General features: G+C 53.6%; 2 tRNA genes and 3 rRNA genes. All 5 read right to left on the bottom strand.

What is annotated here, in order from left to right:
• Window positions 1–332: 332 nt before the first annotated feature.
• Window positions 333–447: ribosomal RNA gene (gene rrf, locus VC212_RS22695) — 5S ribosomal RNA — on the bottom strand.
• 169 nt (window positions 448–616) lie between these two features.
• Window positions 617–3,497, bottom strand: a 23S ribosomal RNA gene (locus VC212_RS22690).
• Between the two features lie 228 nt (window positions 3,498–3,725).
• Window positions 3,726–3,802: transfer RNA gene (locus VC212_RS22685), tRNA-Ile, on the bottom strand.
• Between the two features lie 19 nt (window positions 3,803–3,821).
• Window positions 3,822–3,897, bottom strand: a tRNA-Ala gene (locus VC212_RS22680).
• A gap of 94 nt (window positions 3,898–3,991) precedes the next feature.
• Window positions 3,992–5,538, bottom strand: a 16S ribosomal RNA gene (locus VC212_RS22675).
• Together the 16S, 23S and 5S rRNA genes with 2 tRNA genes alongside form the textbook arrangement of a ribosomal RNA operon.
• Window positions 5,539–5,890 lie beyond the last annotated feature (352 nt).

Raw genomic sequence — 5,890 nt, 5'->3', positions numbered from 1 at the left:
TGGAGGTCGGCATGCAGAAAAGCAATCGAGCGGCGGTCGGCCAGCTATCAGATAGCGGTCTCCAGGAGCAGCCGAGGGTTTGCGATCGAGAGTTTATAAGCGACGCATATGGTGTGCGTCGTCGCCTAGCTGCGGCTAGTTTCGCGGCCAATACTGCCGTTACGTCAACCGCGCTTGTAGCGGGCTGGCTCCACGGCTAGTCAGACGTAAGGCCTGTCACTTCTCCCCCGGCAGGCGTTCCGGCACTGGTTTGGTGGGTTGCGGGGTATTTTTCTAACGCCCAGGCAAAAAGAAACCCTCAGTCCTATTGGACTGAGGGTTTCGGGTAAAGCCCCTGGCGATGACCTACTCTCGCATGGCTTGAGCCACACTACCATCGGCGCAGCTGCGTTTCACTTCCGAGTTCGGGATGGGATCGGGTGGTTCCACAGCGCTAATTTCACCAGGGAGACGGTTGGAGTGTCGCCAGTCGGAGCTTCGTGGCAAACGGATGCAGGTTAGTGCAAGCGTTTGCGTTGAAGCGCCTACGGCGCTCGTCTCGCATAGTTAACTTGTGACGTAGCTTGCGTTTGCGGATCTACCAACGTTCGTTGGGACCAAGGCAACTTGAGGTTATATGGTCAAGCCGCACGGATCATTAGTATCAGTTAGCTCAATACATTGCTGTACTTACACACCTGACCTATCAACCACATAGTCTATATGGTTCCTTTAGGGGGCTTGTGCCCCGGGAAGTCTCATCTTGAGGCGCGCTTCCCGCTTAGATGCTTTCAGCGGTTATCGCTTCCGAACATAGCTACCCGGCAATGCCACTGGCGTGACAACCGGAACACCAGAGGTTCGTCCACTCCGGTCCTCTCGTACTAGGAGCAGCCCCTCTCAAACTTCCAACGCCCATGGCAGATAGGGACCGAACTGTCTCACGACGTTCTGAACCCAGCTCGCGTACCACTTTAAATGGCGAACAGCCATACCCTTGGGACCGACTACAGCCCCAGGATGTGATGAGCCGACATCGAGGTGCCAAACACCGCCGTCGATATGAACTCTTGGGCGGTATCAGCCTGTTATCCCCGGAGTACCTTTTATCCGTTGAGCGATGGCCCTTCCATACAGAACCACCGGATCACTAAGACCTACTTTCGTACCTGCTTGATCCGTCGATCTTGCAGTCAAGCACGCTTATGCCTTTGCACACAGTGCGCGATGTCCGACCGCGCTGAGCGTACCTTCGTGCTCCTCCGTTACTCTTTAGGAGGAGACCGCCCCAGTCAAACTACCCACCATACACGGTCCCTGATCCGGATAACGGATCTAGGTTAGAACGTCAAGCACGACAGGGTGGTATTTCAAGGATGGCTCCACTGCAGCTAGCGCCACAGTTTCATAGCCTCCCACCTATCCTACACAGACGAACTCAACGTTCAGTGTAAAGCTATAGTAAAGGTTCACGGGGTCTTTCCGTCTTGCCACGGGAACGCTGCATCTTCACAGCGATTTCAATTTCACTGAGTCTCGGGTGGAGACAGCGCCGCTGTCGTTACGCCATTCGTGCAGGTCGGAACTTACCCGACAAGGAATTTCGCTACCTTAGGACCGTTATAGTTACGGCCGCCGTTTACTGGGGCTTCGATCAAGAGCTTCGCCTTGCGGCTGACCCCATCAATTAACCTTCCAGCACCGGGCAGGCGTCACACCCTATACGTCCACTTTCGTGTTTGCAGAGTGCTGTGTTTTTGATAAACAGTCGCAGCGGCCTGGTTTCTGCGACCCTCTTCAGCTATAGCTCGCATGAGCCACCAAAAAGGGTGCACCTTCTCCCGAAGTTACGGTGCCATGTTGCCTAGTTCCTTCACCCGAGTTCTCTCAAGCGCCTGAGAATTCTCATCCTACCCACCTGTGTCGGTTTACGGTACGGTCTTCGTGAGCTGAAGCTTAGGAGCTTTTCCTGGAAGCGTGGTATCAGTGACTTCGCCATAAAGGCTCGTCTCGGTGCTCGGTCTTAAAGAATCCCGGATTTGCCAAAGATTCAAACCTACCGCCTTTCCCCGGGACAACCAACGCCCGGTACACCTAACCTTCTCCGTCCCTCCATCGCACTCACGCGAGGTGCAGGAATATTAACCTGCTTCCCATCGACTACGGCTTTCGCCCTCGCCTTAGGGACCGACTAACCCTGCGTCGATTAACGTTGCGCAAGGAAACCTTGGGCTTTCGGCGTGCGGGCTTTTCACCCGCATTATCGTTACTCATGTCAGCATTCGCACTTCCGATACCTCCAGCAGACTTCTCAATCCACCTTCGCAGGCTTACGGAACGCTCCTCTACCGCGCATAAAACAAGTTTTATGCACCCCAAGCTTCGGTTCACTGCTTAGCCCCGTTAAATCTTCCGCGCAGACCGACTCGACCAGTGAGCTATTACGCTTTCTTTAAAGGGTGGCTGCTTCTAAGCCAACCTCCTGGCTGTCTGTGCCTTTCCACATCGTTTTCCACTTAGCAGTGAATTTGGGACCTTAGCTGTGGGTCTGGGTTGTTTCCCTTTTCACGACGGACGTTAGCACCCGCCGTGTGTCTCCCGGATAGTACGTACTGGTATTCGGAGTTTGCAATGGTTTGGTAAGTCGCGATGACCCCCTAGCCATAACAGTGCTCTACCCCCAGTAGTATTCGTCCGAGGCGCTACCTAAATAGCTTTCGAGGAGAACCAGCTATCTCCGGGTTCGATTAGCTTTTCACTCCTAATCACAGCTCATCCCCGTCTTTTGCAACAGACGTGGGTTCGGGCCTCCAGTACCTGTTACGGCACCTTCACCCTGGCCATGACTAGATCACCCGGTTTCGGGTCTACTGCCCGCGACTATGCGCCCTTATCAGACTCGGTTTCCCTTCGCCTCCCCTATACGGTTAAGCTTGCCACGAACAGTAAGTCGCTGACCCATTATACAAAAGGTACGCAGTCACTCTTGCGAGCTCCTACTGCTTGTACGCACACGGTTTCAGGATCTATTTCACTCCCCTCTCCGGGGTTCTTTTCGCCTTTCCCTCACGGTACTGGTTCACTATCGGTCGGTCAGGAGTATTTAGCCTTGGAGGATGGTCCCCCCATATTCAGACAGGGTTTCACGTGCCCCGCCCTACTCGTCTTCACTGGAGTGGCCCTTTTAAATACAGGGCTATCACCTTCTATGGCCAATCTTTCCAGATTGTTTTTCTAAAGCCATTCCAGCTTAAGGGCTGTTCCCCGTTCGCTCGTCACTACTTAGGGAATCTCGGTTGATTTCTTTTCCTCCGGTTACTTAGATATTTCAGTTCACCGGGTTCGCTTCCAGCAGCTATGAATTCACTGCAGGATACTGCCGAAGCAGTGGGTTTCCCCATTCGGATATTGCCGGATCAAAGCTTGTTGCCAGCTCCCCGACACTTTTCGCAGGCTACCACGTCCTTCATCGCCTCTGACCGCCTAGGCATCCACCGTGTGCGCTTATTCGCTTGACCATATAACCCCAAGTTGCCTCGGAGCTATATGTACGTGTTGTGTGGGGTACAAAGCCACCAACGCGAACATACGACTCAATTATTTAGGGACTCGAAGTCCCCGCCTTAGCCTCAACGACACGTTTAGATAGATATCTCAAACGCTCGCTACGTCACAAGTTATAAAAGAACATGTATCAGCCTCAACGCTGATCCATATAAATTCTTAAGTGTGCACTACATTCAGAGTGGTGGGTCTGGGTAGACTCGAACTACCGACCTCACCCTTATCAGGGGTGCGCTCTAACCACCTGAGCTACAGACCCGAAGTCTTTTCACTCAATATGGTGGAGCCTGTCGGGATCGAACCGACGACCCCCTGCTTGCAAAGCAGGTGCTCTCCCAGCTGAGCTAAGGCCCCAAAAGGGACTTCGCATACCGACCTGTGCCGGTATGAATCTCTGAATGCAGGTAATTTGTGAGGACGCCCGACAGGACGAATGACGTCATGCTCAAAAGGAGGTGATCCAGCCGCACCTTCCGATACGGCTACCTTGTTACGACTTCACCCCAGTCATCGGCCACACCGTGGCAAGCGCCCTCCCGAAGGTTAAGCTACCTGCTTCTGGTGCAACAAACTCCCATGGTGTGACGGGCGGTGTGTACAAGGCCCGGGAACGTATTCACCGCAGCAATGCTGATCTGCGATTACTAGCGATTCCGACTTCATGGAGTCGAGTTGCAGACTCCAATCCGGACTGAGATAGGGTTTCTGGGATTGGCTTGCCCTCGCGGGTTTGCAGCCCTCTGTCCCTACCATTGTAGTACGTGTGTAGCCCTGGTCGTAAGGGCCATGATGACTTGACGTCATCCCCACCTTCCTCCGGTTTGTCACCGGCGGTCTCCTTAGAGTTCCCACCATTACGTGCTGGCAACTAAGGACAAGGGTTGCGCTCGTTGCGGGACTTAACCCAACATCTCACGACACGAGCTGACGACAGCCATGCAGCACCTGTCTCACGGTTCCCGAAGGCACCAATCCATCTCTGGAAAGTTCCGTGGATGTCAAGACCAGGTAAGGTTCTTCGCGTTGCATCGAATTAAACCACATACTCCACCGCTTGTGCGGGCCCCCGTCAATTCCTTTGAGTTTCAGTCTTGCGACCGTACTCCCCAGGCGGCGAACTTAACGCGTTAGCTTCGATACTGCGTGCCAAATTGCACCCAACATCCAGTTCGCATCGTTTAGGGCGTGGACTACCAGGGTATCTAATCCTGTTTGCTCCCCACGCTTTCGTGCCTCAGTGTCAGTGTTGGTCCAGGTAGCCGCCTTCGCCACGGATGTTCCTCCCGATCTCTACGCATTTCACTGCTACACCGGGAATTCCGCTACCCTCTACCACACTCTAGTGACCCAGTATCCACTGCAATTCCCAGGTTGAGCCCAGGGCTTTCACAACAGACTTAAACCACCACCTACGCACGCTTTACGCCCAGTAATTCCGAGTAACGCTTGCACCCTTCGTATTACCGCGGCTGCTGGCACGAAGTTAGCCGGTGCTTATTCTTTGGGTACCGTCAGAACAATCGGGTATTAACCGACTGCTTTTCTTTCCCAACAAAAGGGCTTTACAACCCGAAGGCCTTCTTCACCCACGCGGCATGGCTGGATCAGGCTTGCGCCCATTGTCCAATATTCCCCACTGCTGCCTCCCGTAGGAGTCTGGACCGTGTCTCAGTTCCAGTGTGGCTGATCATCCTCTCAGACCAGCTACGGATCGTCGCCTTGGTGGGCCTTTACCCCGCCAACTAGCTAATCCGACATCGGCTCATTCAATCGCGCGAAGCCCGAAGGTCCTCCGCTTTCACCCGTAGGTCGTATGCGGTATTAGCGTAAGTTTCCCTACGTTATCCCCCACGAAAGAGTAGATTCCGATGTATTCCTCACCCGTCCGCCACTCGCCACCCATAAGAGCAAGCTCTTACTGTGCTGCCGTTCGACTTGCATGTGTTAGGCCTGCCGCCAGCGTTCACTCTGAGCCAGGATCAAACTCTTCACTTAAAATTACATGTCCGAAGACAAATTACTTTAGCTGCAGAAGTTCAACCACTGACAACTTATCGCTTGCAAAGCAATTAATATGTTGCTTTTTGATTAAACGTCTGCAAGATGGACAATCATCCTTCCTGCAGGCGTCCGCACAAATTACCTGCGCACACTGTCAAAGAACATTGGGAAGTGGCCTCAGCGCCGTTCCCGTCAGCTTCGTCGTTTCCGTCGAAGCGAGCCGCCCATTATAGCGGACTTTTTCTTGCCGTCAACACCTTGTTTCCGAGGTGGTTGACGCTGCTTCGTTTTAACCCGAAGGGTTTCTGCGAAGCGAGCCGGCCATATTAGCAGGCTTTTCATCTCC

The sequence above is a fragment of the Xanthomonas sp. WHRI 8932A genome, assembly GCF_035012785.1.
Classification (GTDB): Bacteria; Pseudomonadota; Gammaproteobacteria; order Xanthomonadales; family Xanthomonadaceae; genus Xanthomonas.
Note: the sequence above shows the minus strand (reverse complement) of the source record. Positions and strands in the feature narration are given on the sequence as shown.